Origin of the sequence: Neorhizobium sp. 2083, from assembly GCF_031455615.1 — a bacterium.
GTDB lineage: Bacteria > Pseudomonadota > Alphaproteobacteria > Rhizobiales > Rhizobiaceae > Neorhizobium.
This window is the reverse complement of record NZ_JAVDTC010000010.1, coordinates 81,718-108,684: the sequence shown is the minus strand read 5'-3', so window position 1 is coordinate 108,684 and position 26,967 is coordinate 81,718. Positions and strand designations below refer to the sequence as shown.

Sequence of the window (26,967 nt, the reverse complement as noted above, 5' to 3'; positions counted from 1 at the left end):
TGCCGTTATTGCTCGCCGAGCTTCATCTCGGGATCGTAATCCTTGCCGTGCACGGTTTTCGTCACCGCCTGACCGCATTGCATCTCGCCGGTCGTGGCGTTGAAGGCATAGGTCGGCGAGCCGGACAGTTCCCAGCCCTTGTTCAGCGCCGCCGTCACCTTGTGGCAGAAGGAGGCATCGTCGGGACCGGTGAGGAAGCGATACAGTTTCATGGCGTTTTCTTTCGTTCCGCAATGATCCGGGCCTTGGCGGCAAGCTTTTCGGCCTCCACCAGATGCAGCCGTTCGACCATTTTGCCGTTCAGGTTGATGACGTTGAGATGTTGCGCCTGCGGTTCCGCAAAGGCGGCGATCACCGCTTTCGCCTCTTCCACGGCCAGGGGGTCCGGCCCGAAATACCGGTTGGCGGGTTCGATCTGGGCCGGATGGATCAGCATCTTGCCCGAAAAGCCCATGGCGCGGCCCTGCGCGCATTCCGCCTCGAAGGCTTCCATATCCTTGAAATCGTTGAAGACGCTGTCGATCACGTCGATCCCATGGGCGCGGCCGGCGAGCACGATCTGCATCAGCCATGGCACCAGATAGGCCCGGCCGGGCTGGGGCACCACGCCCGTCTCCTTGCGCAGATCGTTGAGGCCGACCACGAAACATTGAAGCCGCTCGTCCACGGGGGCAATCGCCGACGCGTTCAGGACGCCTTTCGGCGTTTCGATCATCGCCCAGATGGCGAGACTGTCCGGAACTCCGGCCTCGGAAAGCATATCCGCCACCGCCTGGACCTGAGACATGTGCTCGACCTTGGGGATCAGCACCGCGTCGGGAGAGACCTCGGTCACCAGATCCATATCGGCCTTGCCGAACTCGGTTTCGAGCGGGTTGATGCGGATGATGGTTTCCCTGCCCCGGAGCGGATTTTCAGTAAACAGCCGACGCAGGTTGTCGCGGGCTTCGGCCTTCTTTTCCGGCGCAACGGAATCTTCGAGGTCGAAGATCACCATATCGCAATCCAGCCCCTGCACCTTTTCCAGCGCCCTCGTATTGCCGGCCGGCACGCTCAGGATCGAGCGACGAAGATGAACGGAGGAATAATTGATATCGGTCAAGGCGGTCATGGACGCTTTGTGCCAATCTTTTTGGTCTGCGGCAATACCGCACCGCGCAAAGCCCTTGCAAGACAGGGCGAAAGGCCCCACATTCTTCGATGAGAAAGGTATATACCATGCAAAACATCCGCGTATTCTTCGTCATCGTATCGGCCATTGCCGTGCTTGCCATGGCAGCGCTTCTGACCGCTTCACTGACCGTCGCCTTTGCCGGCATCCTTGCGGTTCTGTCCATCGGGCGGGCGCTTTCGGCACGGCTGAAGCAGGTTCCGGTGCGGGCCAAGGCGAGCAAGCGGGAAATGCGCGTCTGGAACGACGGCCGCGGCACGATTATCGATCTTTGATGCTTTCGAAGCGGTAATTAAGACCAAATGCGCCGGTTTCCGGCGCCTCGGCGTACCGGTTCACGTCAAACAGGCCTTCAAATCCGCGAGGATTTGCTTTATGGCAGCTTCCGCATATTAAGTCCCACGTGGAGGCAGATCATGGAAAAGTTCACCAAGCTCACCGGCGTTGCCGCGCCGCTTCCGGTCATCAATATCGACACGGACATGATCATCCCGAAGGATTACCTCAAGACCATCAAGCGCACTGGTCTCGGCAAAGGTCTCTTTTCGGAAGCCCGTTACAAGGACGACGGTTCGGAAAATCCCGATTTCGTTCTGAACAAGCCGGCCTACCGCAACGCCAAGATTCTGGTTGCAGGCGATAATTTTGGCTGCGGTTCCTCCCGCGAGCATGCCCCTTGGGCGCTGCTCGACTTTGGCATCCGCTGCGTGATCTCCACCAGCTTCGCGGACATCTTCTACAATAACTGTTTCAAGAACGGCATTCTGCCGATCGTGGTGAGCCCCGAAGACCTCGAAAAGCTGATGGACGACGCTGAACGCGGCTCGAACGCCATCCTCTCCATCGACCTCGAGGCCCAGGAAATCACCGGTCCGGATGGTGGCTCGATCCATTTCGATATCGATCCGGGCCGCCGCCATATCCTGCTCGAAGGCCTTGACGACATTGCCTCGACGCTGAAGAGCGATGCCGCGATCAGCACTTTCGAAAACAAGAACCGAGCCGATCGCCCCTGGCTCTGATTTCCGGAGCATCGTGATGGTCAAGCGGATTTCCTCCGGATCGCCCTTCGAAGCGCGGATCGGCTATTCGCGCGCCGTGGTGGATCGCGACATGGTCTATGTCTCCGGCACGACCGGCTATGACTATGCCAGGATGGAAATGCCCGCCGACGCGGCCGCCCAGACGCGCAATACGCTCGCGACCATCGAGAAGGCACTGAACGAGGCCGGCAGCGGCCTCCAGGACGTCGTGCGGGTGCGCTACTATCTTACGGACATGGCTGACTACGATGCCATCGTCCAGGTTCTCGGTGAAACCTTCTCCGAGATCCGGCCCGCGGCGACCATGGTCGTCTGCGGCCTCACCACGCCGGAAATGAAAATCGAGATCGAAGTGACTGCCCGCATCGGTGCCGGCAGTCCCTAAAGCCTTTTCCAGCCTCGTCCTTTGGCAGGCTCGGACGAGGTTTTGCCAGGCGCGGAGATCCCGCGCGGGAGGACGCGAGCCTGCGAAACCCGCAAGGACACCAAACGATATGGCAAAGAACCTCTTCCTCCTTCCCGGCGACGGCATCGGCCCCGAGGCCATGGGCGAAGTCCGCAAGATCATCGCTCATATGAACAGCGCCATGAAGGCCGATTTCGTCCTCGACGATGGCCTGGTCGGCGGCTGCGCCTACGACGCTCACGGCGCCGCCATTTCCGAAGAGGACATGGCCAAGGCGATGGCTGCTGACGCCGTGCTTTTCGGCGCCGTCGGCGGTCCGAAATGGGATGACGTTCCTTACGAGGTGCGCCCGGAAGCCGGCCTGCTGCGCCTGCGCAAGGACATGGAACTGTTCGCCAACCTGCGTCCCGCCATCTGCTATCCGGCGCTTGCTTCCGCTTCCTCGCTGAAGCCGGAGCTGGTTGAAGGCCTCGACATCCTGATCATTCGCGAACTGACCGGCGGTGTCTATTTCGGCGAGCCGAAGACGATTACCGACCTCGGCAACGGCCAGAAGCGCGCCATCGACACGCAGGTCTATGACACCTACGAAATCGAGCGTATCGCCGGTGTCGCCTTCGAAATGGCGCGCACCCGCAAGAATGCCGTCTGCTCGATGGAAAAGCGCAACGTCATGAAGTCCGGCGTGCTGTGGAACCAGGTCGTGACGGCGACGCACAAGGAAAAGTATTCCGACGTCAAGCTGGAACACATGCTGGCCGATGCCGGCGGCATGCAGCTCGTGCGGGCTCCAAAACAGTTCGACGTCATCGTCACCGACAACCTGTTCGGCGACATGCTCTCCGACGTCGCGGCCATGCTGACCGGCTCGCTCGGCATGCTGCCTTCCGCCTCGCTCGGCGCGCCCGACGCCAAGACCGGCAAACGCAAGGCGCTTTACGAGCCGGTGCACGGTTCGGCGCCTGATATCGCCGGCACCGGCGTTGCCAATCCGATCGCCATGATCGCCTCGTTCGCCATGTGCCTGCGTTATTCCTTCAACATGGTCACGGAAGCCGATAACCTTGAAAAGGCGATCGCCAACGTGCTGGATCAGGGTATCCGCACCGGCGACATCATGGCCGAAGGCGCCCGCAAGGTCGGCACCGCAGAAATGGGCGATGCGATCCTCAAGGAATTCGTCAGCCTTTCCGCCTGACACACCGATCGGTGCCTTTCCGCCGCAGGGCGAAAAGGCACCTCGGCATTTGGCGTTCGGCATCCTGCTACCCATATCGCGAAATCTATGGGAAGAAGCGGCGCGGGATCGGTCCCGCGCCACGGATAAAGGCCGATGAAACGGACAATCGAAAAACTGAAACATCGGCGGTATCGCCATCCATCCGGCCCACCGGCGCCGCGCTGGCTGTCTTTTGCGCTGGTCACGATCAACCTGATCCTGATCGCCTTCTTCCTGCTCGATGCGCCGGTCGGCTCATACGCCGCCCATACGCCCAACGTACTTCTGCCGATCGGCAAGGCGATCACCGATTTCGGCACGTCCGGCTGGATCCTGTTTGGGGCGGCGATCCTCTTTTTCGAAGCGCTTGCCGTCACCCGGTTGGCACAAAGCCTGAAAGCCCGATTCCAGGCGATGCTGGTCAGCCATATCGCGATCTACATCTTTGTGGCCGTCGCCGGGTCGGGCCTTCTCGTCAATCTGCTGAAGCGCATCATCGGGCGCGCGCGCCCCGGTCTTTACGAACAATGGGGCTTTCACGGCTTCAATCCGTTTTCCGGCTCCCGGTTCGAGAGCTTCCCTTCCGGCCATGCAACCACGGTCGGTGCGTTCCTGATGGCACTGGCGCTGCTTGCGCCGCGCTACCGCCTGTTCTTTCTGATCATGAGCCTCTGGCTCGGTTTTTCGCGGGTCATCGTCGGAGCCCATTATCCGAGCGACGTGATTGCCGGCCTCTCCTTCGGAGCCTGGTTCTCGGTGATCATGGCAATCGTCTTTTCCCGTTACGGGCTGCTCTTCCGGCAGGAGCCGGACGGTTGGCCGGTTCTGCGCCGGCCCATCCCTTTCCTTTTGCGCCCCGACCGGACGAGCATGCCATTCCCGCCCCGCGGCGTGCCGCCGAAGCGGGAGGCCGAAAAGGCCGAATGACCAGGCCAGCGAAAAGCCCGGCGAAGTGAACTTCGCCGGGCTTTTTTGTTTGACGGGATTCTCCAGGAACCCCGGGGCAGGGAACCAAATCTTCCCGCTTACTCGGCGTGGATGTCGCGATCCTTGGTTTCCGGAAGGAACAGGACGCCGATGACCAGCGTGATTGCCGCGAAGACGATCGGATACCACAGGCCGTAGTAGATATTGCCGGCGGCCGCGCTCATCGCGAAGGCCGTTGCCGGAAGCAGACCGCCGAACCAGCCGTTGCCGATGTGATAGGGCAGCGACATGCCGGTATAGCGGATGCGGGTCGGGAAGAGTTCGACCAGCAGGGCGGCGATCGGGCCGTAGACCATCGTCACATAGAGTACCAGGACGAACAGGATGGCGATCGTGCCGATCCAGTTCACACGGGCCGGATCGGCCGACATCGTGAATGCACCGCCCTTGGCGATCGTATAGACCGGCATGTCGGTGACGCCCTTCGCTTCGTCTGCGGTGAGCAGCTTCTGGCTGACGAGGTCGGCTGCGGGAACGGACGCCTTTTCGCCGCCGCGAACGGAAGCGGCATTGAGAGCGAGTTCCGGATTGGCGGCGATGAAGGCATCGAGCTTGGAATCCGCCACCTTGATCGCACCGCGGGTCAGCGGATAACCGGCATCGTGAAGTGCGACGTTGACGCCCTTTTCGAAGGCGCGCTGCTTGGCGGCGGCATCGGCGCCGGCGGCAACCGCGTCATAGCTGGTGATGCTCTTGCCAGCGATCTTCACCGTAGCCGGCTGGCCGGCGGGACCTACGACCACTTCGTAAGGCACCGAGTTGCGGGTGAGGAACGACGTGGCGATATCGCAGGAGCTGGTGAACTTCGACGTACCGGTCGGGTTGAACTGGAATTTGCAGTCCGCCGGGTCGGCCGTGACCGTCGCCTTGATCGTCGCCTGGGCTTCGGCAAGTGCGGGGTTCGCCATCGAGGTCATTGCCTTGAAGAGCGGGAAATACGTCACGGCGGCGATCAGCAGGCCCGCCATGATGATCGGTTTGCGGCCGATCTTGTCCGAAAGGCCCCCGAAGATGACGAAGAACGGCGTGCCGAGGAAGAGCGCGATGGCGACCATGATGTTGGCCGACTGGAGATCGACCTTCAGCACGTTCTGCAGGAAGAACAGCGCGTAGAACTGGCCGCCGTACCAGACGACCGCCTGGCCCATCGTGGCGCCCAGAAGCGCAATGATGGCGATCTTGGCGTTGCGCCAGGTGCCGAAGGCTTCCGTCAGCGGAGCTTTGGAGCCCTTGCCTTCTTCCTTCATCTTCTTGAACGCTGGAGATTCGTTCATTTTCAGACGGATCCAGACGGAAACGCCGAGCAGAGCGACCGAGACGAGGAACGGGATGCGCCAGCCCCATGCCGCGAACGCAGTGGCACCCATGATCCACTGAACGAAGACGATGACGATCAGCGAGAGGAACAGACCGAGCGTCGCGGTCGTCTGGATCCACGAGGTGAAATAACCGCGCCGCCCGTTTGGCGCATGTTCAGCCACGTAGGTCGCGGCACCGCCGTATTCGCCGCCGAGCGCGAGGCCCTGCAGGAGGCGCAGGATGATCAGGATGATCGGAGCTGCGATGCCGATCGTCGCGGCGCCCGGCAGGACGCCGACCAGGAAGGTCGACATGCCCATGATCAGGATGGTCATGAGGAAGGTATATTTGCGGCCGACGAGGTCGCCGAGGCGGCCGAAGACCAGCGCGCCGAAGGGGCGGACCAGGAAGCCGGCAGCAAACGCGAGCAGCGTGAAGATGTTGCGCGTCGCTTCCGGATACTGGGTAAAGTAGGTCGCGCCGATATAGGTCGCGAGCGAGCCGTAGAGATAAAAATCATACCATTCGAATACGGTGCCGAGCGAAGAAGCGAAGATGACCTTCTTCTCCTCCCGCGTCATCGGTGAGGCCTTTGTGCTCACCCCCGTTGCGACATTTGCCATTGTCGTCCTCCCTCAAGATGAAACTCGCGTGCCGGCTCCGGCCCGTTTCCCTCCTGGGCCGGATATGGCGACGCATTGTCGCAGATTGACAGAATTCAAGCGCCAAGAAGAGGGATGCTTTGGGATTATGACTTTCGTCTAATATCACGCTCGCCGTGCAGGACGGATGTTGCGGCGCGCAATGAGCGCAATGCAGCGCAGCATCTGCGTCAGCCATCGCTTGACTCGTTGCGAAAATCTTCTAAACAGCTTCGCGAACGGGAAAACACCCACATGCGCGCCTGCGAATTCAATCTCGCTGCCTCCGCACTGCCGGCTATGCAAGCCGCGCGGTGGATGTGTGTTTCCGCTTTCTCCAAAACCAAGGCCAAAACGACGACGAAAACCGTCTGACGTCTCTGGCCGCCGCTCTCTCCCCGGATGGCCGGGGACAAGGAATTCCGCGGACTTCAACCGCGGCTTCCCCCTCACCGGAAACGAGGAGAGACAGAAAGAGAGCAAAAAATGGGTTTCAAGATCGCAGTCGCCGGTGCAACCGGCAATGTCGGCAGGGAAATGCTGACGATCCTTTCCGAGCGCGGCTTCCCGGTTGACGAAGTCGTGGCGCTGGCATCCGCCCGCAGCCAGGGGACCGAGGTTTCTTTCGGCGACCGGACGCTGAAAGTTTCCAATCTCGAAAACTACGATTTCTCCGACACCGATATCTGCCTGATGTCGGCGGGTGGCGAGGTCTCCAAGAAGTGGTCGCCGAAGATCGGCGCGCAGGGCTGCGTCGTCATCGACAACTCTTCCGCCTGGCGTTACGATCAGGACGTTCCGCTGATCGTTCCGGAAGTGAATCCCGATGCGGTCGCCGGCTTCACCAAGCGCAACATCATCGCCAACCCGAATTGCTCGACCGCGCAGCTCGTCGTCGCCCTGAAGCCGCTGCACGACTTCGCCAAGATCAAGCGCGTCGTCGTCTCGACCTACCAGTCGGTTTCCGGCGCCGGCAAGGAAGGCATGGACGAGCTCTTCACCCAGACCCGCGCCGTCTTCGTCGCCGATCCGGTCGAATCGAAGAAGTTCACCAAGCGCATCGCCTTCAACGTCATCCCGCATATCGATAGCTTCATGGAAGACGGATATACGAAGGAAGAGTGGAAGGTTCTGGCCGAAACCAAGAAGATGCTCGACCCGAAGATCAAGGTGACCTGCACCGCGGTGCGCGTTCCGGTCTTCATCGGCCATTCGGAATCGGTCAACATCGAGTTCGAAAACGAGATCACTGCCGACCAGGCCCGCGATATCCTGCGCGAAGCCCCGGGCTGCCTCGTCATCGACAAGCATGAGAACGGCGGCTACATCACGCCTTACGAATGCGCCGGTGAGGACGCTACCTACATTTCCCGCATCCGCGAGGATGCGACGGTGGAAAACGGCCTCAACATGTGGGTCGTTTCCGATAACCTGCGCAAGGGCGCGGCACTCAATGCCATCCAGATCGCCGAGCTGCTCGTCAACCGTGGCCTGATCAAGCCGCGCAAGGTTGCTGCCTGATAAATAATAAATTTATTAAGCATGTTCCGATAGAAACCCCGTCAGAAATGGCGGGGTTTTTCTTAACGAATCACCTAAATCACGAACTATTCATGAACGGGTGAGTTGCGATTGTCTGCAACCGCCGCCATAAGGCCGAAACAAACACATTATCCGGACGCTTCCGGCTGAAGCGATCCGGCTCTCGGGACGGGTTTGACCGCATGAAGAAGACTTTGCTGGCAGGATTGATCGCAACCGGTTTCATGACCGCTAGTCCGGCTTTTGCCGCGCTCCAATGCGGCAACGATTCATCCGGCTTCGCCCGCTGGGTCGACGAATTCAAACGGGTGGCGCCTTCGAACGGCGTCAACCCATCCGTCGTCGAAAAGGCCTTCTCGAACGTCTCCTACAACCGCCCGACCATCAGCGCCGATCGCGGCCAGAAAAGCTTCAAGCTTTCCTTCGACGAGTTCATGAAGAAGCGCGGCGGGGCTGCCATCATCTCCCGCGGCAAGGGCATGAAATCCGGCAATGCCGCCCTCTTCGCATCGATCGAGCGCCGCTTCGGCGTTCCCGCCGGCCCGATCATCGCGATCTGGGGCATGGAAACCGGTTTCGGCAGCTTCATGGGCGATCAGCACACGCTGTCCGCTGTCGCGACGCTCGCTTACGATTGCCGCCGCTCCGCCTATTTCACCGAGCAGCTCTATGCTGCCCTTCAGCTCGTCGACCGGGGTGACCTGAGCGTCACCGCCCGCGGCGCGGCCCATGGCGAAATCGGCCAGACCCAGTTCCTGCCGCTGAACGTCGTCCGTTACGGCGCCGATGGCGACGGCGACGGCCATATCGACATGGTCCGTTCGCGTGCCGACGCGCTTGCCTCGACCGCCAACTTCCTGAAGGGACACGGCTGGAGGCCGGGCGCCGGTTACCAGCCGGGCCAGCCGAATTTCGTTGCCATCCAGGGCTGGAATGCTGCTACCGTCTATCAGCAGGCGATCGCTTATATGGGCGCCCAGATCGACGGCCAATAAGCCTCGTTCGTCGTGAAATCAGGCCGAGACCTGCTCGGCCTCGAGCGGCGGTTCATCCAGGTTGGGACGGACGAAATCTCCCTTGCCGTCCATGATCCAGAGCTCGCCGGTCGAAATGTCGAACCAGGCGCCGTGAATGCCGAGTTTCCCCTCTTGGTCGTGTTTTCGAACAAAGGGAAACGTCTGCAGATTGGCGATCGAATTGCGGATCGAAACCCGCTCCAATGCCGTTTGGCGTTCGGCCTGCGTCATCAAGTCGTTGTTCTGGATCTGCTCGGCGGCGGGCCTGACCAGCCCCATCCACTTGCCGATGAAATCCCCCGGTGACAGCGGCTTCATGGAAGGATCGAGCGCCGCCTGGATGCCGCCGCAGCGGCCATGGCCCATCACCACGATATTGTCGATCTCAAGCACCTGAACGGCATATTCGATCGCCGCCGACGTGCCGTGGAACTGTCCGTCCGGCTCGTAGCGTGGCACCATGTTGGCGACGTTGCGCACCACGAACATTTCTCCGGGGCCGCAGTCGAAAATTGTCTCCGGCGCGGCACGGGAGTCGCAACAGGCAATCAGCAGCGTATGGGGCTTCTGCCCCTTGTCCGCCAGCACACGGTAGCGCTCACGCTCGTCAACATAGCGACCGCTCATGAAATTGCGGTAGCCCGCCAGAAGTCTGTCAGGAAAATCCGTCATGGAGCAACGATTATAGCGCCGCCGAGCGAAGATCAACGGCCATTGTGCATATGCGAAATTCCTATGCCCTCAACGCTTGGTCCTCTGCAGGGGGTGCACGAGCCGGCGCATCTGGACCATCGCCATGGGTGTGGAGAGGCTTGACGCGTCGGTCTCCAGCGTCAGCTCGTCGCCGCCGCGTTTTGCCGTGCGCGCAAGGATCTCGAAAACGCTCGCCGTTGCCAGCTGCAGCGCCTTTTCCTCGTCCATGCCGGCCAGGATGCGCCCGAGGAACAGGGCGCCCAGAAGGTCGCCGAGCCCGTTCGGCGGATTGTCGATCAGCCGGTGTTCGGCAAGCAGTGCATGTTTGCCGGTCAGGTAGAGATTGCCGGTGCCGCCCGTCATCATCGGCACCGCCGAGGTCACCAGGATGCGCGGTGGCCCGAGCGCGATCGCGGCATCCATGATCTCGTTGTTGGTTTCGAGTGGCGCGCCGGAAAGCCAGGCGAGTTCGTAGCGGTTCGGCGTGGCGATCGTCGCAAGCGGAATGAGTTCATCGCGGATCGCTTCCGCCGTCGGCTGCGGGATATAAAGTCCGCCGAGATCCCCCATCACGGGATCGCAGACATAGAGAAGGTCCGGGTTCTTTTCCTTCAGCGCGCGAATGAGACGCGCCACCGAACGCGGCTGGGCGGCATTGCCGAAATAGCCGGTCAGCACCGCCTTCACTTCTCCCAGCCATGGCGCGCGAATAAGATCGTCTATAGCCTTGTCGAAATCTGATTCGGGAAAGGTCAGGCGGGTGGAAGGCCCATGACCGGGATGCCAGGGGAGAACGACTGTCGGCATGGCCCAGACGGGAAATCCAAGCGTCTCGAGCGCGAAAACGGCGGCGCGATTGCCGACCGAGCCGCGCACGACATGGCTGGAGATGACGAGGACGGCACTGCTGGTATCCTGCATGAGATTGACTTCCGGCTATGATGGCCTGTTGATCGTTTCTTCGTCGCCGCATGTCAACAAGGCTTCACGGAAGAATGAAACGTGTAGTGCCGACTGACATGGATCAGCCACGTTGCCGCATGATGACACAAATCTATTTTATTCCGTCCGGGCACGGAAAAAGGGGAGAGGGACATGGCCGTCAGGCAGAATCCGAAACGGGAAAAACAGATCGAAAGCGCGCGCAAGATCGTTGCCGCGAGCAAGGGGCCGCATCTCGACCCCCTCATCCTGTTCGGCCGGGCCAGCACTGACGACCTCGAAAGCTATACGCCTGAAATGCTGGCGCTTTCCGCCAATCATGCGGCCGAACGGCTGATGGCCTGGACCCGGGTCAGGGCCGATATCACGGTCCAACCGGTCGCCGGCGTTGAGCCGGACGGAATTCCGGTCTCGGTGCTGACCGTCGTCGATCGCAACATGCCTTTCCTGTTCGATTCCGTCATGGGCGAGGTGACGGCGACCCACCGCGACCTCACCATGGCCGTCCATCCGATCCTGGTCGTCGAACCGGGCAAGGAGCCGGTTCTGCGCTCCAACGAACAGCCCGGCAGCCCGGCCCATCATGTGAGCCTCATCCAGATCCACCTGTCGCCGCTCAACGAGGAACAGGCGGCTTCGCTCACCGAGCGCATCCGTTACATCCTCGACCAGGTGCACCTGTCGATCACCGATTGGGGCTCCATGCTGGAGGTCCTCGACGGCGCCGCCAAGCAGCTCAACAATTCGACAAGCCGCCGCAAGGCTGATCGTGACGAGGCGCTCGCCTTCCTGGACTGGCTGCGCGACGACAATTTCACCTTCCTCGGCATGCGCGAATACGTCTATTCCGGCAAGGGCGCCGAGGCCAAGGTTGAACGCGGCAAGGGCCGCGGTCTCGGCATCCTGTCCGATCCGGATGTGCTCGTACTGCGCCAGGGCAAGGACGCGGTGACGACGACGCCGGAAATCCTCGAATTCCTCGACGGGCCCGATTTCCTGATCGTGACCAAGGCCAACGTGAAATCGGTCGTCCATCGCCGCGCCTATATGGACTATGTCGGCGTCAAGCGCTTCGACGAGAAGGGCGAAGTGGTCGGTGAACTGCGCGTCGTCGGCCTTTTCACGGCGACCGCCTATACCCATTCTGTTCGCGATATCCCGCTTCTGCGCGCAAAGGCCGGTCGGATCGAGGAGCATTTCGGCTTCGATCCCGACAGCCATTCCGGCCGCATGCTGGAAAACACGCTCGAATCCTATCCGCGCGACGACCTTTTCCAGATCGATACGGAACTGCTTGCCCGCTTCTGCGAGCAGATCATGGAACTGAGCGAGCGTCCGCGCGTCCGGGTCCTGCCGCGCATCGACCATTTCGACCGTTTCGTCTCGGTGATCGTCTACGTCCCCCGCGAAGACTATAATTCCCTCGTGCGCGAGAAAGTCGGCGACTACCTGACCAAAGTCTATGACGGCCACGTCTCCGCCTATTACCCCGCCTTCCCCGAGGGCGGCGTTGCCCGCGTCCACATGATCATCGGGCGCCGCAGCGGCAAGACGCCGAGGATCGCCCAGGCCAAGCTCGAGGAAGCGATCCGGCTCATCGCCACGCCTTGGGAGGAACGTTTCGCGGCGCTTGCGGAGGAGGGGCCGCGGCTCTCCGTCACCCAGGCCTTCCAGGAAGCCTTCTCGCCCGAGGAGACCTTCGCCGACCTGCCCGATATTGCCGCCTGCGCCGCCGGCGAAGCGATCCGCATCGCCTTCTATCGCCGTCCCGGCGACACGGCCAATACGGTATCCCTGAAGATCTTCCACCGGGACCGGCATCTGTCGCTTTCCCGCCGCGTGCCGCTGCTCGAAAACCTCGGTTTCCATGCCGTCAGCGAGCAGACATTCGAGATCCAGGTCGGACCCGAGAATGACCGCAGGCTGGTCGTCCTTCACGACATGGAACTGCAGCTTGGCGACGGCCGCGAGGTTGACCTTTCCCGCGAGGGTCAGCTGCTGGAAGAGGCATTCCTCTCCGCCTTCGAAGGCCTGATCGACAACGACGGCTTCAACCGCCTCGTCCTGCTCGCTGGCCTCTCCGCCCGCGAAGTCACGGTGCTGCGTGCGTACTCCCGTTACCTGCGCCAGACCGGCATCGTCTATTCGCAGTCCTATATCGCCGATACGCTGGTCAAATACCCGGCCATCTCCGCCGCCATCTTCCGTCTTTTCCGCGACGGCTTCGATCCGAAGATCACTGAGAAGGCCCGCGTCAAGAAACTTACCGACCATCACGCCGAGATCGAGGAAGCGCTCGGCAACGTTCCCAATCTCGATGAGGACCGGACGCTTCGCCGCTTCGTCAACGCGGTCGATGCGACGCTCAGGACCAACTATTTCCAGCGCGATGAGAACGGCGCCCCCAACCGGATGTTCGCCTTCAAGCTCGATCCGAAGCTTCTGGACAGCCTGCCGGAGCCCCGCCCCTTCCGTGAGATCTTCGTCTACGGCACCGAGGTCGAAGGCGTGCACCTGCGGTTCGGCAAAGTCGCCCGTGGCGGCCTGCGCTGGTCGGATCGCGGCGAGGACTACCGCACGGAAATCCTCGGCCTCGTGAAGGCCCAGCAGGTCAAGAACGCCGTCATCGTGCCGGTCGGCGCCAAGGGCGGCTTCTTCCCGAAAATGCTGCCCCCCGCAAGCGCCCGCGACGCCTTCTTCAATGCCGGCAAGGAGGCCTACAAGACCTTCATCCGCACGCTTCTGTCGATCACCGACAATATCGTCGGCGCAGACATCGTCGGGCCGCCGGATACGATCCGTCTCGATGGCGACGATCCCTATTTCGTGGTGGCCGCCGACAAGGGCACCGCGACCTTCTCCGACACCGCCAACGGCCTCGCCCAGGAAGCCGGCTTCTGGCTGGATGACGCCTTCGCATCGGGCGGTTCGGCCGGTTACGACCACAAGAAGATGGGCATCACCGCCCGCGGCGCCTGGGAAGCCGTGAAGCGGCATTTCCGCGAGAAGGACATCGATATCCAGACGACGCCGTTCACGGTCGCCGGCGTCGGCGACATGTCCGGCGACGTCTTCGGCAACGGCATGCTTTTGTCGCGCAAGATCCGCCTCATCGCCGCCTTCGACCACCGCGATATCGTCATCGACCCCGATCCGGACATCGAAAAGTCGTTCGCGGAACGTGAACGCATGTTCGCCCTGCCGCGCTCGAGCTGGCAGGATTACGACAAGTCGGTGCTTTCCGAAGGCGCGATGATCATTTCCCGCTCGGAAAAGTCGGTCAAGCTCACCAGGCAGGCCGCGGCAGCAATCGGTATCGACAAGACGACCGCAACGCCCTTCGAGATCATGACCGCGATCCTGAAGAGCCCCGTCGACCTTCTCTGGTTTGGCGGCATCGGCACCTATATCAAGGCGGCCTCCGAAACCGATACGGAAGTCGGCGACCGCGCCAATGATCCGATCCGCATCACGGCGGCGGAGGTGCGCGCCAGCGTCATCGGCGAAGGCGCCAATCTCGGCATGACCCAGAAGGGCCGCATCGCCTATTCGCTGAACGGTGGGCGCTGCAATTCCGACGCGATCGACAATTCGGCCGGCGTCAATTCCTCCGACGTCGAGGTCAATATCAAGATCGCTCTCAATCCGGCCATGCAGGACGGCCGCCTGACCCGAGACAAGCGCAACCAGCTTCTCGCGTCGATGACCGAGGAAGTCGGTCATCTCGTGCTGCGCAACAACTACCTGCAGCCGCTGTCGATCTCGCTGACCGAACGCAAAGGCGCCGGCAACCGCGAGGAACTGTCGCGGCTGATGTCCGTCTTGGAATCGCATGGTCAGCTCAACCGCAAGGTCGAAACCCTTCCCGACGATGCGGAACTTGCGGAGCGTTATGCCTCCGGCAGGCCGCTGACCCGACCGGAAATCGGCGTGCTGCTCTCCTATTCGAAGATCGTGCTCTTCGACGCCCTGATCGAGAGCAGCCTTCCGGACGATCCGTATTTCTCCGCCGTCCTGAAGGCCTATTTCCCGGCCAAGATGCAGAAGGCCTATGCGGCGGACATCCAGTCCCACCGCCTGCACCGCGAGATCGTCGCCACCGCGCTTGCCAACGAGGCGATCAACCGCGGCGGCCCGGGTTTCGTTCAGCAGATGAGCGACATGACCGGCGCCACTGCGGCAAATGTCGTCAAGGCCGCCTTCCTCGCCCGCGACGGCTTCGAGCTTCCCAAGCTCTGGGCCGAGATCGATGCGTTGGACGGAAAGATCCCCGGCCAGCTGCAAAATGACCTCTACGCCCGCACCACCGGGACCTTCGCGGAAGCCACCCGCCTCATCCTGCAGACGCAGGTCGGCACCGGCGACATGGACGGCGCGATGAGCCGGCTGAAGGCCGCGATCAAGGGGCTGCGCTCGTCGCTCGCCGGCGGAGATTTCGTGGAAACCGCGGCACGCGCCGCAGAACTCGAAGCGCAGGGCATACCGGCATCGCTTGCCCGCGAAATCCTGCTGCTTTCCACACTCGTCCTGGTGCCGGAGATCATGCTGATCGCCGACCGCACCGGCGAAACCATGGCGCGCGCCACGGAAAGCTATTTCGCCGTCACCGAGACCTTCCGCGTCAACCGCCTGATCGGCGCAGGGGATCGGATCAGCACCTCGGAGCACTACGAAAGCCTGGCGCTATCCCGCAGCCTGCAGCAGCTCGCTTCGGCACGCCGCGATATCGTCATCGCCGCGCTGACGGCCCATCCGAAGGAGAAGAAGCCTCTGGAAGCCTGGGTCGGCGGCGATCGGATGCGGGTCAACCGCATCGGCGCCGAGCTGGTGACCTTGAGCGAAAGCGGCGAGCTGACGCTTCCGAAGATCACGGTCGCTGCCGGTCTCCTGAGCGACCTTGCGCATGGACGTGCGATGTAGGACAACGGACCGAACTGGTTGCGCCGGGGGAAAAATGGCCGTTACTGATGTGGACGATGCGCCGGTGAAAACGAGCCGGCGCGGCATCTGGGGCTGGATGTTCTTCGACTGGGCGGCCCAGCCGTTTTTCACCGTCGTCACCACCTTCATCTTCGGCCCCTATTTCGTCTCCCGGCTGACGGAGGATCCCGTCTCGGCACAGGCGGCCTGGAGCAACATGGCGACGATCTCGTCGCTGGTCATCGCCGTCTTCTCGCCGGTCCTCGGCTCGATCGCCGATCAGGCCGGCCCGCGGAAACCCTGGATCGCCTTTTTCGCGGTGATCAAGATCGCCTGCGTCTCCGCCCTCTGGTTCGCAGCACCCGGTTCGCCGATCATCTGGCCGATGATCTTCATGATCTTCGCGTCGATCGCCGCGGAATTTTCGACGGTCTTCAACGATTCCATGATGCCGCGGCTCGTCTCCAAGAAGGATGTCGGCCGGATTTCCAATGTCGCCTGGGGACTCGGTTATCTCGGTGGCATGATCGTGCTGATCGCCGTCGTGGCGCTGCTTGCCGCCAATCCCGAAAGCGGCAAAACCCTGATCGGCATCCCGCCGCTTTTCGGCCTCGACCCGCATCTGGGCGAAGACGCGCGCATTACCGGCCCGATCTCGGCGTTCTGGTATTTCCTCTTCATCCTGCCGATGTTCTTTTTCACGCCGGACGCCAGCAAGGGTCTGCCGCTCGGCGAAGCGGTCCGCTCGGGCATCCGCGAGCTCAGCGGCACGGTGCGCGAGCTGAAACAGCGCACCGGCATCACCCGGTTCCTGGTTGCCCGCATGCTGTATCAGGACGGCGTCAACGGCCTGCTGATCCTCGGCGGCACGTTCGCCGCAGGCATGTTCGGCTGGGCGACGATCGAGATCGGCATCTACGGCATCATCCTCAACGTCGTGGCAATTTTCGGCTGCATCGTCGCCGGCTGGCTGGACCGCCTGCTCGGCTCGAAGATCGTGGTGGTCATCAGCCTCGTCCTGCTGGTCGTCGCGACGCTCGGCATCATTTCCACCGGCCCGGGCTTCGTCTTTTTCGGCCTTCTGCCGCTCTCGGCGGAAGACGGCGGCGGCCTGTTCGGCACTGCCGCCGAAAAGGCTTATATCCTGTTCGGATTGCTGATCGGCATCGCCTTCGGCCCCGTTCAGGCCTCGTCCAGATCCTATCTCGCCCGCAGCGTCAGCCTCTCGGAGGCCGGCCGATATTTCGGCATCTACGCGCTGTCCGGCCGGGCGACGAGCTTCCTCGCCACCCTGTTCTTCTCGCTCATGACCTATGCCAGCGGCTCTGCCCGGCTCGGCATGGCGACGCTGCTGATTTTCCTCGTCGCAGGGCTGGTGCTGCTGTTTGCGACGCCTTATCCGGCGGACAGGAAGTAGGCGGGTAGCTATTCGGTTGGGGCGTGGATCCTCGGGCTCGACCCGAGGATCCAAGCCACGCCCTCAGAGCAAACATCAAGCCCTCAATGCCGGAAATGCCGCATCCCGGTAAACACCATCGCCACGCCATGTTCGTCAGCGGCGGCGATCACCTCGTCGTCGCGCATCGAGCCGCCCGGCTGGATGACCGCCGTGGCGCCGGCGGCGATCGCCGAAAGCAGGCCGTCCGCAAACGGGAAGAAGGCTTCCGAGGCAACGGCGGAGCCCTTGGTCATCGGTTCGGCCCAACCCATGGCCCTTGCCGCCTCTTCCGCCTTGATGCCGGCGATGCGGGCGGAATCGACTCGGCTCATCTGGCCGGCGCCGATGCCGGCCGTCTGGCCGTCCTTGGCATAAACGATCGCGTTGGACTTCACGTGCTTGGCGACCTTGAAAGCGAACTTCATGTCTTCCAGCTCGGTCGGCGTCGGCGCACGCTTGGTGACGACGCGAAGATCGATATCCTCGACCATGCCGTTGTCGCGGGTCTGGACCAGCAGGCCGCCCGAAACGGTCTTGGCCGTCAGGCCGCGAGAGCGCGGGTCCGGCAACCCGCCGGTCACCAGCAGGCGCAGGTTCTTCTTGGCGGCGATGATCGCCTGCGCCTCGTCGGACACTTCCGGCGCGATGATGACTTCGGTGAACAGCTTGACGATCTCCTCGGCCGTTTCCGCGTCCAGAAGCTGGTTGACCGCAATGATGCCGCCGAAGGCCGAGGTGGAATCGCAGGCGAGCGCCCTGAGATAGGCGTCCTTCAGGCTCGGCCCGGTCGCCACGCCGCAGGGATTGGCGTGCTTGATGATCGCGCAGGCGGGCGCCTTTTCCGGCGAGAACTCGGCGATCAGCTCGAAGGCGCCGTCGGTATCGTTGATATTGTTGTAGGAGAGCTGCTTGCCCTGCAGCAGCTTTGCCGTCGCCACGCCCGGGCGGTTCTCGCCGGTGACGTAGAAACCGGCGCTCTGGTGCGGGTTCTCGCCGTAGCGCATCTCTTCCTTGAGCACGCCGCCGATCGTCCGGTAGCGGGGGATCTCGATGTCGAGCGCTTCGGCAAACCAGTTGGAGATCGCCGTGTCATACGCCGCCGTGCGGGCATAGGCCTTGGCCGCGAGCTTCTGGCGGAAGGCATAGACCGTCTGCCCGTCATTCGAGCGCAGCGCCTCGATCAGCGCCGGATAATCGGAAGGATCGGTGACGGTGGTCACATAGGCATGGTTCTTGGCCGACGCACGGATCATCGCCGGGCCGCCGATATCGATATTCTCGACCGTCGTCGGATAATCGCCGCCCGCAGCGCGCACCTCTTCGAACGGGTAGAGGTTGATGACGGCGAGGTCGATGCCCTCGATGCGGTGTTCCTTCATGGCGGCGACGTGTTCAGCATCGTCGCGGATCGCCAGCAGGCCGCCATGCACCGTCGGATGCAGCGTCTTCACCCGACCGTCCATGATTTCCGGGAATCCGGTGACTTCCGAAACGTCCGTGACGGCAAGGCCGGCCGCGGCGATCGCCTTGTGCGTGCCGCCGGTCGATAGCAGCTTCACACCCTGTTCGGTCAGCGCCCGGGCAAGCTCGATGATGCCGGTCTTGTCGGAGACCGAGAGCAGCGCGGTACGGATCCTGATGCGGTCGGGAGCGGGAATTTTCTTGGAAACGACGGCCATCGGTCTCTCCTGGAAACGCGCCGCGGAACCTGGCGCAGGGTAAGATGGCCGCCCGTTAGCACAGCTTGGCGGAAGAAGAAACGCCCTATTCGCCGCGTCTCAGCATCCAGCGTATTTCCGAAGTCTCCGGCAGCGAAAACTCGATGACGAGCTGCTGGCTCGGCCGCACGCCGGAAACGTCGGCAAAGAAGATGTCCTCGTCGATCATCACCTGCAGCCCAGGTGCCGCGAAGATCCATGTCTCGCCGTCGGGCGCGCGCATGGCCACGCTTTCCTCGTCCCGCCGCGACAGCGTGATGACCGGATGGATGTGGAACCGCGCCACCGCCAGCAAAGGGCCGCCTTCCGGAGCCTCGCCTTCCGGCAGGAAGAGCCTGTCGCGACCCTTGATCTTGTTGCCCTTCACGTTGAGGCCGATCTCCCGCTCGTGGAAATAGCCGAACTGATGGAGGTAACCGTCATGGCTGGCACGCAGCCAGTCATTGCCGTGCATGTCGTCCCAGCGCTCGACCTCGACATCCGATACGCCGCCAAGCAGCATGGAGCCGGCGAGGCGGGAGCGGATGATGCGGCTGGACGATGTCTCGTTGAGCGTCACGGTGGAATGGGCGGGCGTCGAGCGGGCCATGTGCCGGTAGTTCCGCCCGGCATATTTCGGCGAGCCGCAATTGACGATGAAACGGTGCCGGCCGGCCGACATCTCGAAGGAAAGGCAGCCCGCATGCGCGCCGCGGGAAAGACCGGAAGAAAGCGGCCGGCCGGTATCGACGATCAACGTCGTGCCGTCCGCCGACATGCGGTGATAATGCATATGCGGCAGCGCCTTGAACGGCTTGCCGGCGGTCTCGTCGTAGCGCAGCACCGACATCAGCTCGCTCGCCGGCGTCGAACTGGCGCCGTTGAACAGCGCAAGATCGCCGTCCTGGTGCCGGAAGAAGCGAAGCGCCGGATACATGCGGTCGATCGTCGGAATGAGTTTTTGCGGCAGGTCGTGGCCGAGATTGATATAGGTCTGGCGCAGCGGCAGAAGATCGATCAGCAGATCGAGCACCGCGCGCGGGTTGCGAGACACATGACCGCCATCGGCAAGGATCTGCCGCTCGAGCTCCCGGTCGAGCCGTCCGCCCTCGCGACGGATATAGGCGGCGCGAGTCGGCATCGAAATCGAGGCCATCGCGAGTGCGATCCTGAGCCTGAGCCGCGTGTCGCCCTCCGGCGTGCAGCCGGCTATCTTCCTCAGATATCGGACCTGATAGGCGAGACTTTTCATGAAGCGCCGGTAGAAACCGGCCTCGGCGCCCTGCAGCACCACGGTCGAATGCGACAGCCAGGCGATCACCCGCTCGGCTGCCACATGCGCCTCCCAGGCAATTCCCTGCGGGCTTCGGCCATAAAGCGCGATCCAGTCGGCCACCACCTGACGGGCGCTGGCGCAGGCCGCTTCGGTCTTGTTCGTGCGGATATGGCGCAGCCAGGCGAACGAATGCAGCCTTTCCGCCGCCGCCCGCGACGGCAGTTCGACGGAGAACGGCGATTGCCCATAGGTTTCGAGGATCCGCCCGGCGAGCGGGAACCGGCCTTCCAGGATTTCCTCGGCCACGAACGGGTCGAGCGCCCGCAAATCCGTCGGCGCGACGATCAGCCGGTCCGGCACCTGCATCGAAAAGGAGGTCACGGCCAGGCGAAATCCGGCGGAGCGCCGGCAAAGGCGCCGCCAGATTTCCCGCAAGCCGAAGGACATAAGCCTTCGGCGATCCGCGAGCCGCATCTTCAATCTGGACACTCCGCTGGAATCAGCCTCCGCCCGGCCGGCGGGAATCAACTATTAGATTGTTCGAAAGTATCGGCCGGTATGGTGAATAAAGCTTTACCGGACCTGGATCACGCTCGCGAAGAAGCCATCCATGCCACCCACAAAATTTTCGCGGGCAGGCAGCATGGCCGGCGTGGTGCGGAATTCGCCAAGCGGCGAGATCGCAGTTTCCAGCCCAGGCCAGTTCCTGGGATTCACGGGCAGGCGTGCCAGTTCCGGATGGTCCTTGAGCACGCGCACGACCAGTTCCTCCCCTTCCAGCGAATCAAGCGAACAATTGGAGAAAACGATAATGCCGCCCGGTTTCACCAGCGTGACGGCGTGGCGCAGCATCTTTTCCTGCAGGGCCGCAAGCTTCGCCACATCCTCCGGCCCCTTGGTCCAGAGCACGTCCGGATGCCGGCGTGTCGTGCCGGTCGAAGAGCAGGGTGCGTCGAGCAGCACGCCGTCCAGCAGCTCCGCCGGCTTGAATTCGAACAGGTCGCCGCCGACCAGTTCTGCCTCGTAACCGAGCCTTCCAAGGTTTTCCTTGAGGCGTGCCAGCCGGTTGCCGGATTGCTCGACCGCGATCACCTCGGCACCGGCCGCGATCAGTTGCGCCGTCTTGCCGCCGGGCGCGGCGCAGAGATCGGCGACCTTCTTGCCCTTGATATCACCGAAGAGCTTTGCGGGAATGCTCGCCGCCACATCCTGCACCCACCAGGCGCCTTCCTCGAAGCCTTCGAGCGCGGAAACCGCCCCTTCGAAAGCCGTCAGGCGAATGCTGCCGGTCGGCAGAACCGTGCCGCCGAGCTTTTCCGCCCAGAGAGCGGGATCGGATTTCACCGTCAGGTCGATTGCAGCCGGAACGAGCTGGGCTTCGGCGATACGATCCCCTTCCGCCTCGCCGTAGAGAGCAACAAGGCGCTTGCGGAACCACGCCGGCACCGGAGAAATTCCCGCTGTCGCGACAAGAATCTCGTCCTTTTCCCGGTCCAGCCGGCGCAGGACGGCATTCACCAGCTTGGCGAAACGCCGGTTGCGCGGATCGCGGTTGGCCTGCTCGACCGCAAGATCGACTGCGGCATGCGGCGGCACGTCGAGATGCAGGATCTGCGCCGCGGCGATCACCAGCACATGGTGGAGCGCCCGCGCGCCTTCCGGCAACGGCGTGTCGATCAGCGAAGCGATTGCCGCCTCGATGCGCGGCAGGTGCCGGAGCGCCGTATTGAGAATGGCGCGTGTCAGCGCCCGGTCGGCATCGCTGAGGGCCTTGTAGGCCGGATTGCCATGAGTAAGGTCGAGCATGCCGTCTAGCGAGATCTTTCGATCGACGACGGCCGCCAGAAGCTTGGCGGCCGTGACGCGAACTTCGAGGCCTGCCTTGAACGGACCGTTTTCCCGCTCCGAATGCGCGGGTTTCCGGCGCTGTTCGGCTGGTTTGCCCGATGGCTTATGCGGCTTCTTGTTCTTCTTGGCGTCGTTCAAGACCAGGGACCCTTGCGCGGTTCATTCGAGCCGCGGCCCCAACCGGTATTCGGAACGGAGCGCGCGGTGCGCTGCGGTCTATCAGCCTGGAACCCGGCCGTCGAGGCACCGGCCCGAGAACCACCGGAGAACTCCCCGGCCATCTGCTGCAGGGCTGCGATACGGTTCTCGGTGTTCGGATGGGTCGAGAACAGATTGTCCATGCGCTCGCCCGAGAGCGGATTGATGATGAACATATGCGCCGTCGCCGGATTGCGCTCCGCCTCGTAGTTCGGGATCTGATGCGCCGCCCCGGCAATCTTGTTAAGCGCGGAGGCAAGCCAGAGCGGATTTCCGCAGATCTCGGCGCCACGGCGGTCAGCCGAATATTCGCGCGTCCGGCTGATCGCCATCTGCACCAGCATGGCGGCGAACGGGGCCACGATCATCGCAACAAGCACGCCGATGAAACCGAGCGGATTGTTGTTTTCGCGGTTGCCGCCGAAAAAGAAGGCGAAATTGCCGAGCATGGAGATCGCGCCGGCAAGGGTCGCGGTGATCGTCATGGTCAGCGTGTCGCGGTTCTGCACATGCGCAAGCTCATGCGCCATCACGCCGGCGACTTCCTCATGCGTCAGCCGCTGCAGGAGCCCGGTGGAGGCGGCAACGGCGGCGTTCTGCGGATTGCGCCCGGTCGCAAAGGCGTTCGGCTGCGGATTGTCGTAGACATAGACTTTCGGCATCGGCAGGCCGGCATTGGCCGAAAGGTCGCGGATCATGTTGTAGAATTCCGGCGCGCTGCGCGCATCCACTTCCTGCGCGTGATAGGCCGAAAGCACCATCCTGTCCGAATTCCAGTAGGAAAACAGGTTCATGCCGGCAGCGATCACCAGCGCGATCATCATGCCGCCCGTACCGCCGATCAGGAAGCCGATCCCCATGAACAAGGCCGTCATGAAGGCCAGAAGCATGGCGGTGCGCATTACATTCATCGTCATCTCTCCCGTTGCCGATATCGTCCGAGGGGGCGTTTGAGGGTTTCCCCAAGGGCGTGAACGCCCTATGATGTGGTCAATTCAACCAGAATTTTCAATGATCCACGCGGCGAAGTCCAAGATGCAAAGTGCAGACAACGACAATTCCGAAATCGCACCGGAAGACGGTGCGCCGAAAAAGCCGCTCTCCCCGGCCGCCCAGCGCGCCCTGCGGGAAGCCGAGGAACGCCGTCAGGCTGCCGCAAAGACCGACATGCCCGAAGAATTCGGCGGCCGCGGCGGCGCCGACCCCGCCCGCTTCGGCGACTGGGAGATCAACGGCCGGGCGATCGATTTCTAAGTAAATATTCCTATTGACTTTAACCATTGATCGGAATTTATTCCTTTCCATGGCTAAAGCACTTCTGATTCTTGCTGTCATGGCCGCGGTATTTGCCACCGCAGCAGAAGCGCGTGACGAGATTTCCGGCCCGGTCGCCGCCGAGATCCTGCGCGTCGTTGATGGTGATACGCTGCTCGTCGAGGCCCAGCCCTGGCCGCAGCAGAAGATGGAAGTTTATGTCCGCATCCGCGGCATTGATGCGCCGGAGCTCAAGTCGAAGTGTGAACGCATTCGCGAGGCGGGGCTCGATGCGCAGCGGGCGCTCGAGGCGCTCACTGCCCGGTCCCCCAGGATCCAGCTTACCCGTATTTCCGGCGACAAATATTTCGGCCGCATCGTGGCCGACGTGCTGCTCTCCGATGGCCGCAACGCCGGGGCGGATCTGCTGCTTGCCGGCCTGGTGCGGACCTATGACGGCGGCCACAAGCCGCGCGAGGTCTGCGATCTGAACTGATTATCGCTGGCCTTCGAGGATTGCCTCGGTCAGCTCCGAATTGGGCTCGAAATATTTCTCGAAATAGGCCCGGCCCTTGGTCTGGGCTCGGTCGAGCTGGTCTTTGGTAAGCATCGAAGCAAGCTGCATGGCGTTCTTCATGGCACTGTCGTCCATGATCGAGGCATGGGTCGCCGGATAGATCCAGGCAAATCCTTCGATGAGGTTCTTCTCGACGCCCTTGCCTTCGACATAAAGAAGCCCGAGCTCGTTGGACGCGCGGAAATCCCCGTGTTTGGCGGCGGCTTCGTACCATTTCGCCGCTTGCGAATAGTCATGCGCCACGCCGTCGCCCTTGCGGTAGATCTGGCCGAGGCTGAACGCTGCGAGCACGCTGCCGCCTTCCGCGCCCTTGCGATAGGCGGCAATGGCTTTCGCCATGTCGCGCGGTCCGGCCTTGCCCTCCGCATAGGCGACGCCGAGATTGTAATAAGCCTGCTCGTCGCCCTTTTCCGCCGCCGACTGCAATTCCTTCATTGCTCTCGCATAGTCGCCGCGCTGATAGGCCGCGATGCCTTTCGCGGTGTCGGACATGGCCTGCCCCCCGCCGACCAGCGAGATGAGTGCCGAAAGAATGCCCATGCGCAAGATCCCTCTCATGCCGTTCGCTCCGCCTGTTTGCACGAGAGGTTATAGAGCGCGCAAAGCCGCGGCCCAGGGCGGCCGCGCCGAAAACCGCGGTTGGGAGACATGAAAAAGCGGGCCTTGCCGGCCCGCTCCTCAAAGAACTCAGCCAGCCTTGTTCTGCCGGTTGGCGATCAGGTCGTCCACCACGCCGGGATCGGCGAGCGTGGAAATATCCCCCAGCGAGCCGAAATCGTCCTCGGCGATCTTGCGCAGGATGCGGCGCATGATCTTGCCGGAGCGGGTCTTCGGCAGGCCGGGCGCGAACTGGATCTTGTCCGGTGCCGCGATCGGGCCGATCTCCTGGCGGACATGTTTCACCAGCTCCTGGCGAAGCGCGTCGGTGCCCTCGTGGCCCGCCATCAGGGTCACGTAGCAATAGATGCCCTGGCCCTTGATATTGTGCGGATAACCGACGACCGCGGCCTCGGATACCAGATTGTGCGAGACGAGCGCCGATTCCACTTCCGCCGTGCCGAGCCGGTGGCCGGAAACGTTCAGCACGTCGTCGACGCGGCCGGTGATCCAGTAATAACCGTCCTCGTCGCGCCGGCAGCCGTCGCCGGTGAAATATTTGCCCTTGTAGGTGGAGAAATAGGTCTGGATGAAACGCTCGTGATCGCCATAGACCGTGCGCATCATGCCCGGCCAGGCATCGGTGATGCACAGATTGCCGTCGGCCGCCCCTTCCAGCACCTTGCCCTCGTTATCGACCAGCTCCGGCTTCACGCCGAAGAACGGCTTGGTCGCCGAACCCGGCTTCAGGTCGGTTGCGCCCGGCAGCGGCGTGATCATGTGGCCGCCGGTTTCCGTCTGCCACCAGGTATCGACCACCGGGCAGCGCTTGTCGCCGACCACGTTATAATACCATTCCCAGGCTTCCGGATTGATCGGCTCGCCGACCGTGCCGAGCAGGCGCAGGCTTGCCCGGGACGAACGCTTCACGAATTCGTCGCCGGCACCCATCAGTGAACGGATCGCCGTCGGCGCCGTGTAGAAGATGTTGACCTTGTGCTTGTCGATGATTTCCCAGAAACGGCCCTGGTCCGGGAAGTTCGGCACGCCTTCGAACATCAGCGAAGTGGCGCAGTTGGCGAGCGGCCCATAGACGATATAGGAATGGCCGGTCACCCAGCCGACATCGGCCGTGCACCAGTAGATGTCGCCGTCATGGTAGTCGAACGTGTATTCGTGGGTCATCGCTGCGAACACCAGATAACCGCCGGTCGTGTGCAGCACGCCCTTCGGCTTGCCGGTCGAACCGGACGTGTAGAGGATGAACAGCGGATCTTCCGCCTTCATCTTCACCGGCTCGCAATGTTCCTTCACGGTGGCGATTTCCTGGTGGTACCAGAGGTCGCGCCCGGGCGCCCAGCCGGTCTTGCCGCCGGTGCGGCGCACCACGACGACCTTGTTGACGATCACGTGCTGGCGCGCCGCGATATGGATCGCCGTATCGGTATTGTCCTTGAGCGGCACCGGCTTGCCGCCGCGCACGCCCTCGTCGCAGGTGATCACGAACGTGGACTGGCAATCGATGATGCGGCCGGCCAGCGCCTCCGGCGAGAACCCGCCGAACACCACCGAATGCACCGCCCCGATGCGGGCGCAGGCGAGCATCGCATAGGCCGCTTCCGGGATCATCGGCATGTAGATGGTGACGCGGTCGCCCTTCTTGACGCCGTGCTTCTTCAGCACGTTGGCCAGCCGGCAGACCTGATCGTAGAGCTGGTTATAGGTGATCTTCTTGTCGATATACGGGTTGTCGCCTTCCCAGATCAGGGCGGTACGCTCCCCATGGGTCTTCAGGTGGCGATCGATGCAATTGTAGGAGACGTTGGTCAGCCCGTCCTCGAACCACTTGATCGAGACCTTGCCCTTGAAGGACGTGTTCTTGACTTTCGTATAGGGCTTGAACCAGTCGATGCGCTTGCCGTGCTTGCCCCAGAACTTGTCCGGATCCTCGACGCTCTCCTCGTACCACTTTTCGTATTTGTCCTTGTCGATGAGCGCTTTTGCTTTTGCAGACTTGAGGACCGGGTAGACTTTTTCGGACATGAACACCTCCCTGGATTGGCACGCGTGACGGCGCATCGAACCGTCAGCGGATATGTGCCGCATTCATAACAGGTGAGGCAAGGCCGGCAATTAGACAAACGTTCATCCGGTGGCGACGATCTTATTCAAAGATTTGCAATTCCGTCCCAATTCGATTATA

23 protein-coding genes are annotated in these 26,967 nt (G+C 62.3%); 12 read left to right on the top strand and 11 right to left on the bottom strand.

The annotated features are described in order from the left end of the window. Positions 1–5: 5 nt before the first annotated feature. Together J2X76_RS28350 and J2X76_RS28345 are read right to left on the bottom strand one after the other, a co-directional pair. Positions 6–212, bottom strand: a complete 207-nt coding sequence (locus J2X76_RS28350; RefSeq protein WP_113125315.1) for a DUF1737 domain-containing protein — start codon at positions 210–212, stop codon at positions 6–8. After that, entirely contained in the window at positions 209–1,111 is a 903-nt protein-coding gene (locus J2X76_RS28345; RefSeq protein ID WP_310220861.1) for a CoA ester lyase, read from the bottom strand. The genes J2X76_RS28350 and J2X76_RS28345 overlap by 4 nt, the downstream gene beginning before the upstream one ends. A gap of 107 nt (positions 1,112–1,218) precedes the next feature. Between J2X76_RS28345 and J2X76_RS28340 the strand changes: the two genes are divergently transcribed. The 5 genes from J2X76_RS28340 to lpxE all read left to right on the top strand — a co-directional run bounded on the left by J2X76_RS28340 (position 1,219) and on the right by lpxE (position 4,766). Next, entirely contained in the window at positions 1,219–1,446 is a 228-nt protein-coding gene (locus J2X76_RS28340; protein ID WP_113125317.1) for a hypothetical protein, read from the top strand. A gap of 141 nt (positions 1,447–1,587) precedes the next feature. Continuing rightward, positions 1,588–2,193 (top strand): 3-isopropylmalate dehydratase small subunit, encoded by a 606-nt coding sequence (gene leuD / locus J2X76_RS28335; RefSeq protein WP_113283849.1) that lies wholly within the window; start codon positions 1,588–1,590, stop codon positions 2,191–2,193. Between the two features lie 16 nt (positions 2,194–2,209). Beyond that, complete coding sequence (locus tag J2X76_RS28330; RefSeq protein WP_310220860.1) at positions 2,210–2,599, top strand: RidA family protein; 390 nt, start codon at positions 2,210–2,212, stop codon at positions 2,597–2,599. A 109-nt stretch (positions 2,600–2,708) separates the two neighbouring features. Continuing rightward, complete coding sequence (leuB, locus tag J2X76_RS28325) at positions 2,709–3,818, top strand: 3-isopropylmalate dehydrogenase (protein ID WP_310220859.1); 1,110 nt, start codon at positions 2,709–2,711, stop codon at positions 3,816–3,818. A 135-nt stretch (positions 3,819–3,953) separates the two neighbouring features. Next, positions 3,954–4,766 (top strand): lipid A 1-phosphatase LpxE, encoded by an 813-nt coding sequence (lpxE, locus tag J2X76_RS28320; RefSeq protein ID WP_310220858.1) that lies wholly within the window; start codon positions 3,954–3,956, stop codon positions 4,764–4,766. Between the two features lie 98 nt (positions 4,767–4,864). Here the strand turns inward: lpxE and J2X76_RS28315 are convergent, their stop codons facing one another. Next, on the bottom strand, positions 4,865–6,748 hold the full coding sequence (locus J2X76_RS28315) for an MFS transporter (RefSeq protein WP_113283853.1): 1,884 nt from the start codon (positions 6,746–6,748) through the stop codon (positions 4,865–4,867). A gap of 75 nt (positions 6,749–6,823) precedes the next feature. On the opposite strand from J2X76_RS28315, the gene J2X76_RS28310 reads away from it, so the two are divergent. The 3 genes from J2X76_RS28310 (at position 6,824) to J2X76_RS28300 (ending at position 9,303) form a co-directional block, all read left to right on the top strand. Further along, positions 6,824–7,141 carry a hypothetical protein gene (locus J2X76_RS28310; protein WP_310220857.1) on the top strand — a complete coding sequence of 106 codons (318 nt, stop codon included), beginning with the start codon at positions 6,824–6,826 and terminating at the stop codon, positions 7,139–7,141. A gap of 111 nt (positions 7,142–7,252) precedes the next feature. Further along, positions 7,253–8,287 (top strand): aspartate-semialdehyde dehydrogenase, encoded by a 1,035-nt coding sequence (locus J2X76_RS28305; RefSeq protein ID WP_113283854.1) that lies wholly within the window; start codon positions 7,253–7,255, stop codon positions 8,285–8,287. A gap of 203 nt (positions 8,288–8,490) precedes the next feature. Next, positions 8,491–9,303 (top strand): lytic transglycosylase domain-containing protein, encoded by an 813-nt coding sequence (locus J2X76_RS28300; RefSeq protein WP_113125324.1) that lies wholly within the window; start codon positions 8,491–8,493, stop codon positions 9,301–9,303. Between the two features lie 18 nt (positions 9,304–9,321). Here J2X76_RS28300 and J2X76_RS28295 read toward each other — a convergent pair whose 3' ends face one another. After that, positions 9,322–9,996: a carbonic anhydrase gene (locus J2X76_RS28295; RefSeq protein ID WP_310220856.1), complete on the bottom strand. Its 675-nt coding sequence runs from the start codon at positions 9,994–9,996 to the stop codon at positions 9,322–9,324. A gap of 69 nt (positions 9,997–10,065) precedes the next feature. Next, positions 10,066–10,938, bottom strand: coding sequence for a pyridoxal kinase PdxY (gene pdxY, locus J2X76_RS28290; protein WP_113283855.1), 873 nt, complete (start codon positions 10,936–10,938; stop codon positions 10,066–10,068). A 174-nt stretch (positions 10,939–11,112) separates the two neighbouring features. On the opposite strand from pdxY, the gene J2X76_RS28285 reads away from it, so the two are divergent. Both J2X76_RS28285 and J2X76_RS28280 read left to right on the top strand, forming a co-directional pair. Continuing rightward, the gene (locus J2X76_RS28285; RefSeq protein ID WP_113125327.1) at positions 11,113–15,879 is read left to right on the top strand and encodes an NAD-glutamate dehydrogenase; all 4,767 of its coding nucleotides are present in this window, start codon (positions 11,113–11,115) and stop codon (positions 15,877–15,879) included. Positions 15,880–15,913: 34 nt separating this feature from the next. Beyond that, positions 15,914–17,296 (top strand): MFS transporter, encoded by a 1,383-nt coding sequence (locus J2X76_RS28280; RefSeq protein WP_113283857.1) that lies wholly within the window; start codon positions 15,914–15,916, stop codon positions 17,294–17,296. An 83-nt stretch (positions 17,297–17,379) separates the two neighbouring features. Here the strand turns inward: J2X76_RS28280 and purH are convergent, their stop codons facing one another. From purH to htpX, 4 genes are all read right to left on the bottom strand, one after another. Continuing rightward, the gene (gene purH / locus J2X76_RS28275; protein WP_113125329.1) at positions 17,380–18,996 is read right to left on the bottom strand and encodes a bifunctional phosphoribosylaminoimidazolecarboxamide formyltransferase/IMP cyclohydrolase; all 1,617 of its coding nucleotides are present in this window, start codon (positions 18,994–18,996) and stop codon (positions 17,380–17,382) included. An 85-nt stretch (positions 18,997–19,081) separates the two neighbouring features. Further along, on the bottom strand, positions 19,082–20,764 hold the full coding sequence (locus tag J2X76_RS28270) for a heparinase II/III family protein (RefSeq protein WP_310220957.1): 1,683 nt from the start codon (positions 20,762–20,764) through the stop codon (positions 19,082–19,084). 99 nt (positions 20,765–20,863) lie between these two features. Further along, positions 20,864–22,282 carry a transcription antitermination factor NusB gene (locus J2X76_RS28265; RefSeq protein ID WP_310220955.1) on the bottom strand — a complete coding sequence of 473 codons (1,419 nt, stop codon included), beginning with the start codon at positions 22,280–22,282 and terminating at the stop codon, positions 20,864–20,866. Then, positions 22,273–23,247 (bottom strand): zinc metalloprotease HtpX, encoded by a 975-nt coding sequence (gene htpX, locus J2X76_RS28260; protein ID WP_113283860.1) that lies wholly within the window; start codon positions 23,245–23,247, stop codon positions 22,273–22,275. Before htpX ends, J2X76_RS28265 begins: the two co-directional genes overlap by 10 nt. Positions 23,248–23,371: 124 nt before the next feature. Between htpX and J2X76_RS28255 the strand changes: the two genes are divergently transcribed. Next, on the top strand, positions 23,372–23,590 hold the full coding sequence (locus J2X76_RS28255) for a DUF1674 domain-containing protein (protein WP_113125369.1): 219 nt from the start codon (positions 23,372–23,374) through the stop codon (positions 23,588–23,590). Between the two features lie 49 nt (positions 23,591–23,639). Then, positions 23,640–24,086 (top strand): thermonuclease family protein, encoded by a 447-nt coding sequence (locus tag J2X76_RS28250; protein WP_113125333.1) that lies wholly within the window; start codon positions 23,640–23,642, stop codon positions 24,084–24,086. On the opposite strand, the gene J2X76_RS28245 is transcribed toward J2X76_RS28250, so the two are convergent. Beyond that, positions 24,087–24,725 carry a tetratricopeptide repeat protein gene (locus J2X76_RS28245; RefSeq protein ID WP_310220855.1) on the bottom strand — a complete coding sequence of 213 codons (639 nt, stop codon included), beginning with the start codon at positions 24,723–24,725 and terminating at the stop codon, positions 24,087–24,089. Between the two features lie 129 nt (positions 24,726–24,854). Next, on the bottom strand, positions 24,855–26,807 hold the full coding sequence (acs, locus tag J2X76_RS28240; RefSeq protein WP_113125335.1) for an acetate--CoA ligase: 1,953 nt from the start codon (positions 26,805–26,807) through the stop codon (positions 24,855–24,857). Between the last annotated feature and the right edge of the window lie 160 nt (positions 26,808–26,967).

What these genes read in the sequence shown, in the direction of transcription:
- acs (WP_113125335.1), bottom strand. Translation starts at nt 26,807, where the DNA reads ATGTCCGAAAAAGTCTACCCGGTCCTCAAGTCTGCAAAAGCAAAAGCG.
- lpxE (WP_310220858.1), top strand. Translation starts at nt 3,954, where the DNA reads ATGAAACGGACAATCGAAAAACTGAAACATCGGCGGTATCGCCATCCA.
- J2X76_RS28280 (WP_113283857.1), top strand. Translation starts at nt 15,914, where the DNA reads ATGGCCGTTACTGATGTGGACGATGCGCCGGTGAAAACGAGCCGGCGC.
- leuD (WP_113283849.1), top strand. Translation starts at nt 1,588, where the DNA reads ATGGAAAAGTTCACCAAGCTCACCGGCGTTGCCGCGCCGCTTCCGGTC.
- J2X76_RS28255 (WP_113125369.1), top strand. Translation starts at nt 23,372, where the DNA reads ATGCAAAGTGCAGACAACGACAATTCCGAAATCGCACCGGAAGACGGT.
- J2X76_RS28340 (WP_113125317.1), top strand. Translation starts at nt 1,219, where the DNA reads ATGCAAAACATCCGCGTATTCTTCGTCATCGTATCGGCCATTGCCGTG.
- J2X76_RS28350 (WP_113125315.1), bottom strand. Translation starts at nt 212, where the DNA reads ATGAAACTGTATCGCTTCCTCACCGGTCCCGACGATGCCTCCTTCTGC.
- purH (WP_113125329.1), bottom strand. Translation starts at nt 18,996, where the DNA reads ATGGCCGTCGTTTCCAAGAAAATTCCCGCTCCCGACCGCATCAGGATC.
- J2X76_RS28250 (WP_113125333.1), top strand. Translation starts at nt 23,640, where the DNA reads ATGGCTAAAGCACTTCTGATTCTTGCTGTCATGGCCGCGGTATTTGCC.
- J2X76_RS28345 (WP_310220861.1), bottom strand. Translation starts at nt 1,111, where the DNA reads ATGACCGCCTTGACCGATATCAATTATTCCTCCGTTCATCTTCGTCGC.
- J2X76_RS28315 (WP_113283853.1), bottom strand. Translation starts at nt 6,748, where the DNA reads ATGGCAAATGTCGCAACGGGGGTGAGCACAAAGGCCTCACCGATGACG.
- J2X76_RS28330 (WP_310220860.1), top strand. Translation starts at nt 2,210, where the DNA reads ATGGTCAAGCGGATTTCCTCCGGATCGCCCTTCGAAGCGCGGATCGGC.
- J2X76_RS28305 (WP_113283854.1), top strand. Translation starts at nt 7,253, where the DNA reads ATGGGTTTCAAGATCGCAGTCGCCGGTGCAACCGGCAATGTCGGCAGG.
- J2X76_RS28285 (WP_113125327.1), top strand. Translation starts at nt 11,113, where the DNA reads ATGGCCGTCAGGCAGAATCCGAAACGGGAAAAACAGATCGAAAGCGCG.
- leuB (WP_310220859.1), top strand. Translation starts at nt 2,709, where the DNA reads ATGGCAAAGAACCTCTTCCTCCTTCCCGGCGACGGCATCGGCCCCGAG.
- J2X76_RS28295 (WP_310220856.1), bottom strand. Translation starts at nt 9,996, where the DNA reads ATGACGGATTTTCCTGACAGACTTCTGGCGGGCTACCGCAATTTCATG.
- J2X76_RS28300 (WP_113125324.1), top strand. Translation starts at nt 8,491, where the DNA reads ATGAAGAAGACTTTGCTGGCAGGATTGATCGCAACCGGTTTCATGACC.
- htpX (WP_113283860.1), bottom strand. Translation starts at nt 23,247, where the DNA reads ATGAATGTAATGCGCACCGCCATGCTTCTGGCCTTCATGACGGCCTTG.
- J2X76_RS28245 (WP_310220855.1), bottom strand. Translation starts at nt 24,725, where the DNA reads ATGAGAGGGATCTTGCGCATGGGCATTCTTTCGGCACTCATCTCGCTG.
- pdxY (WP_113283855.1), bottom strand. Translation starts at nt 10,938, where the DNA reads ATGCAGGATACCAGCAGTGCCGTCCTCGTCATCTCCAGCCATGTCGTG.
- J2X76_RS28270 (WP_310220957.1), bottom strand. Translation starts at nt 20,764, where the DNA reads ATGCGGCTCGCGGATCGCCGAAGGCTTATGTCCTTCGGCTTGCGGGAA.